We start from the raw sequence: 4,050 nt of genomic DNA, 5'->3' as shown, positions 1-4,050 counted from the left end.
ACGCGCCCGACGAGCGCCCGACAGCTGGCAGGCCCGCCTGTGGGCCTCGGTGGAGCAGGCCGACGCGCCGCCGGCCGCCGCCGAGCACGGACTCCACCCCCACCCCCGACCCCGACAAGGTGCTGAAGAAGAAGTCGTGACCGCCATCGACCCCGCCGACATCGAGGCCATCGCCGCACAGCTGGGACGCGTCCCGCGCGGCATCGTCGAGATCGCGTCCCGCTGCCCGTCGGGCCACCCCAACGTCGTCAAGACCGAGCCGCGGCTGCCCGACGGCACCCCGTTCCCGACGCTGTACTACGTGACCTGCGACCGGCTCGCCGGCGAGATCGGCACCCTGGAGGCGTCCGGGCTCATGCGCGAGATGAGCGAGCGGCTCACCCAGGACGCCGAGGTCGCCGCGGCCTACGCGGCCGCCCACACGTCCTACCTGGCCGAGCGCGAGGCGCTGGGCCACGTGCCGGAGATCCAGGACGTCTCGGCCGGCGGCATGCGACCCGGGTCAAGTGCCTGCACGTGCTCGTGGGCCACAGCCTGGCCGTCGGTCCGGGCGTCAACCCGCTCGGCGACGAGACGCTCGCGCTGCTCGGCGACTGGTGGACCGGGACCCCGTGCGGACCGCAGGAGCCCGCCCCGGCGGAGTAGCCACCGACTCGCGGTGCACCGCGGGCGGGTCCACGATGGGCGGCGACCACTCACGCCGATCCGGGGGGATCCATGACCGCGGCCGAGACCTCGTCCACGCGCACCGAGCGCAAGGACCGCACGCACTACCTGTACATCGCCGTCATCGTGGCGGTCGTCGCCGGCGTGACGCTCGGCTTCGTCGCGCCCGACTTCGCCCAGGAGCTCAAGCCGCTCGGCGACCTGTTCGTGGCGCTGATCAAGATGATGATCGCGCCGGTCATCTTCTGCACCATCGTGCTGGGGGTCGGCTCGGTCGCCAGCGCCGCGCAGGTGGGCAAGGTCGGCGGCCTCGCGCTCGGCTACTTCGTCACCATGTCGACGTTCGCGCTGGCCATCGGGCTCGTGGTCGGCAACCTGCTCGACCCCGGCGAGGGCCTGCAGCTGAACGACGAGCTGGCCGCCACCGGGTCCGAGCAGGTCGCCGAGGACGAGTCGACCTGGGAGTTCCTGCTCGGCATCATCCCCGACACGCTCGTCTCGGCACTGACGTCCGGGGAGGTCCTGCAGACGCTGCTCGTCGCCCTGCTCGTGGGCTTCGCGCTGCAGGCGATGGGCGAGCCGGCGGCGCCGGTGCTGACCGGCATCGCGTACATCCAGAAGGTCGTGTTCCGGGTGCTGGCGATGATCATGTGGCTGGCCCCGATCGGCGCGTTCGGCGCGATGGCGGCGGTCGTCGGCGCCACCGGGGTGGACGCGCTCAAGAGCCTGGCGACGGTGATGATCGGCTTCTACGTCACCTGCGTGCTGTTCGTCTTCGGCGTCCTGGGCACCCTGCTGTGGGTCGTCACCCGGGTCAACGTGCTCAAGCTGTTCCGGTACCTGGGCCGCGAGTTCCTGCTCATCCTGTCCACGTCGTCGTCGGAGTCGGCGCTGCCGCGCGTCATCGCGAAGATGGAGCACGCCGGCGTCGCCCAGTCGACCGTCGGCATCGTCGTGCCGACCGGGTACTCGTTCAACCTCGACGGCACCGCCATCTACCTGACGATGGCGTCGATCTTCGTGGCCGACGCCCTGGGCAAGCCGCTGTCGATCGGCGAGCAGGTCTCGCTGCTGGTGTTCATGATCATCGCCTCCAAGGGCGCGGCGGGCGTGACCGGCGCGGGCCTGGCGACGCTGGCCGGCGGGCTCAACTCGCACCGGCCCGAGCTCGTCGAGGGCGTCGGGCTCATCGTCGGCATCGACCGCTTCATGTCCGAGGCGCGGGCGCTGACCAACTTCGCCGGCAACTCGATCGCCACGGTGCTCGTCGGGCACTGGACCGGGACGATCGACCGCGAGCGGCTCGACGCGGTGCTCGACGGGCAGCGGCCCTTCGACGAGAGCCGCATGCTGGAGGACTGACGCCGGGCCGAGGCGGAGCGGCTTCGATAGGCTCGCGCCCATGCTCGATGCCCAGCGCGTCGCCGCGATCGACTGCGGCACGAACTCGATCCGCCTGCTGGTGGCGGACGTCGGCGTCGACGGCAGCAAGACCGACCTGGCCCGCGAGATGCGCATCGTCCGGCTCGGCCAGGGGGTCGACCGCACGGGCGTCCTGGCCGAGGAGGCGATCGAGCGCACGCTGCGCGCGCTGGAGGAGTACGCCGCGATCATCCGCGAGCACGACGTCGCGAAGGTGCGCTTCTGCGCGACGTCCGCGACCCGCGACGCGGCCAACGCGGCGGACTTCGGCCAGCGCGTCGAGCGCGTCGTCGGCGTGCGTCCGGAGGTCATCACCGGCACGACCGAGTCGCGCCTCTCGTACGTCGGCGCGACGTGGGGCCTGCCGCCCGGCTCCCGGGCGGTGCTGGACATCGGTGGCGGGTCCACCGAGCTCGTGCTGGGCGACAAGCCGCTCGGCCCGGACGTGGGGGAGTCCTACGACGTCGGGTCGGTGCGGATGACCGAGCGCTTCCTGCACGCCGACCCGCCCACGCTGGCCGAGATCGGCACGTGCCTGGACGCCTGCGACCGGCTCATCGGCCGCGAGCTGGAGAAGTACCCGCCCGTCTCGACGCTCATCGGCGTCGCCGGCACCATCACGACGGTCGCCGCCCACGCCCTCGAGCTGCCCGCCCACGCCCTCGAGCTGCCCGCCTACGACCGCGACGCGCTGCACGGCGCGCGCATCCCGGTCGACGAGATGACCAGCGCGTGCCTGGCCCTGGCGTCCATGTCGGTGGCCGAGCGGCGCGACTTGCCGTTCATGCACCCCGGTCGCGCCGACGTCATCGGCGGCGGGGCGCTGGTGCTGGACTCGGTGCTGTCGCACCTGCCGCTGCAGACCGGCGAGGTCGTCATCAGCGAGCACGACATCCTCGACGGCATCGCGCTGTCGTTCGTCCTCCCGCTGGACCGGCCGTGATCGGGCGCCGCCGGCCCACGCACCGCGTGCACCTGCCGGCGCGGGTGCAACCGGTCCACCGGGGCGACTGGTACGAGGACCCGATCGAGGACGAGCTCGCCGCCGAGGGCGTCAAGGCGAAGGTGGTCGGCGGCGGGACGCTGCTGGACGGCCACGAGCGGGTGAAGGCGGTCGACATCGAGGTGCGGTGCACCGACCCGCGCTTCGTCGAGCTGGTCACCGAGGTGCTCGAGGGTGTGTGGGCGCCGCACGGTTCCTACGTCGAGGACCTGAACACGGGCGAGCGGACGCCGTTCGGCGACTGCGCCGTCGTCGTGGCTCGCCTGCACGGCCACGTCCGCGCCGAGCTCGCCTACGACCACGTCCCCGGCAACGAGACCCTCATGGCCGTGTTCGGCGAGATGCGCGGGCCCATGAACGCGTCCGGCGTCGGGGTCATCCAGTCCTGGCAGCTGCAGGAGGAGTCGACCGACGTCGTGCTCAACGGGCCGGACCCGGACGCGCTCGTCGCGTTCGTGGAGTCCGAGCCCTGGTTCGCCGAGCTCACCGACGAGGTCGAGCTCGTCCGGGTGACACCGTGAGCGGGCGGTCGGCGGACGCCGAGGCGTTCGAGGCCGAGCGTCCGCGCCTCGTGCGCCTGGCCGCCCGCATGCTCGACGACCGGGTCGAGGCCGAGGACGTCGTCCAGCAGGCGTGGCTGCGCCTGCACGGCACCGACCAGGAGCTCGAGAGCCTGCCGGCCTGGCTGACGACGGTGACGACCCGGCTGTGCCTGGACCGGCTGCGGGCCAAGGTGCCCGTGCCCGAGGAGCCGGTCGACGGTCCCGGCGCCGACGACGACCCGGCTGACGACGTCGTGCGCAGCGACGCGGTGGGGGAGGCGCTGTCGGTCGTCCTGGACCGGCTCTCGCCCAACGAGCGGGTCGCGTTCGTGCTGCACGACGGCTTCGGCCACGACTTCGCGGCGGTCGCCGCGGTGCTCGACAGCTCGCCGGCCGCCGCCCGCAAGCTCGCGTCCC

General features: G+C 72.7%; 4 protein-coding genes and 1 pseudogene. All 5 read left to right on the top strand.

What is annotated here, in order from left to right; genetic code table 11:
• Positions 1-136 precede the first annotated feature (136 nt).
• Positions 137-645, top strand: a pseudogene (locus tag AC2W7G_RS10575) (DUF501 domain-containing protein).
• A gap of 72 nt (positions 646-717) precedes the next feature.
• Positions 718-2,028, top strand: a complete 1,311-nt coding sequence (locus AC2W7G_RS10570; RefSeq protein WP_485868394.1) for a cation:dicarboxylate symporter family transporter — start codon at positions 718-720, stop codon at positions 2,026-2,028.
• A 40-nt stretch (positions 2,029-2,068) separates the two neighbouring features.
• Positions 2,069-3,031: a Ppx/GppA phosphatase family protein gene (locus AC2W7G_RS10565; RefSeq protein WP_485868393.1), complete on the top strand. Its 963-nt coding sequence runs from the start codon at positions 2,069-2,071 to the stop codon at positions 3,029-3,031.
• Positions 3,028-3,612 carry a hypothetical protein gene (locus AC2W7G_RS10560; RefSeq protein ID WP_485868392.1) on the top strand — a complete coding sequence of 195 codons (585 nt, stop codon included), beginning with the start codon at positions 3,028-3,030 and terminating at the stop codon, positions 3,610-3,612. Before AC2W7G_RS10565 ends, AC2W7G_RS10560 begins: the two co-directional genes overlap by 4 nt.
• Positions 3,609-4,050: sigma-70 family RNA polymerase sigma factor (locus tag AC2W7G_RS10555; RefSeq protein ID WP_485868391.1), on the top strand; the 442-nt coding region annotated here is incomplete at its 3' end. The genes AC2W7G_RS10560 and AC2W7G_RS10555, both read left to right, overlap by 4 nt.

The sequence above is a fragment of the Aeromicrobium sp. PFPM2_SD2 genome (genome assembly GCF_057364525.1).
This window is presented reverse-complemented; position numbering and strand designations above follow the sequence as displayed.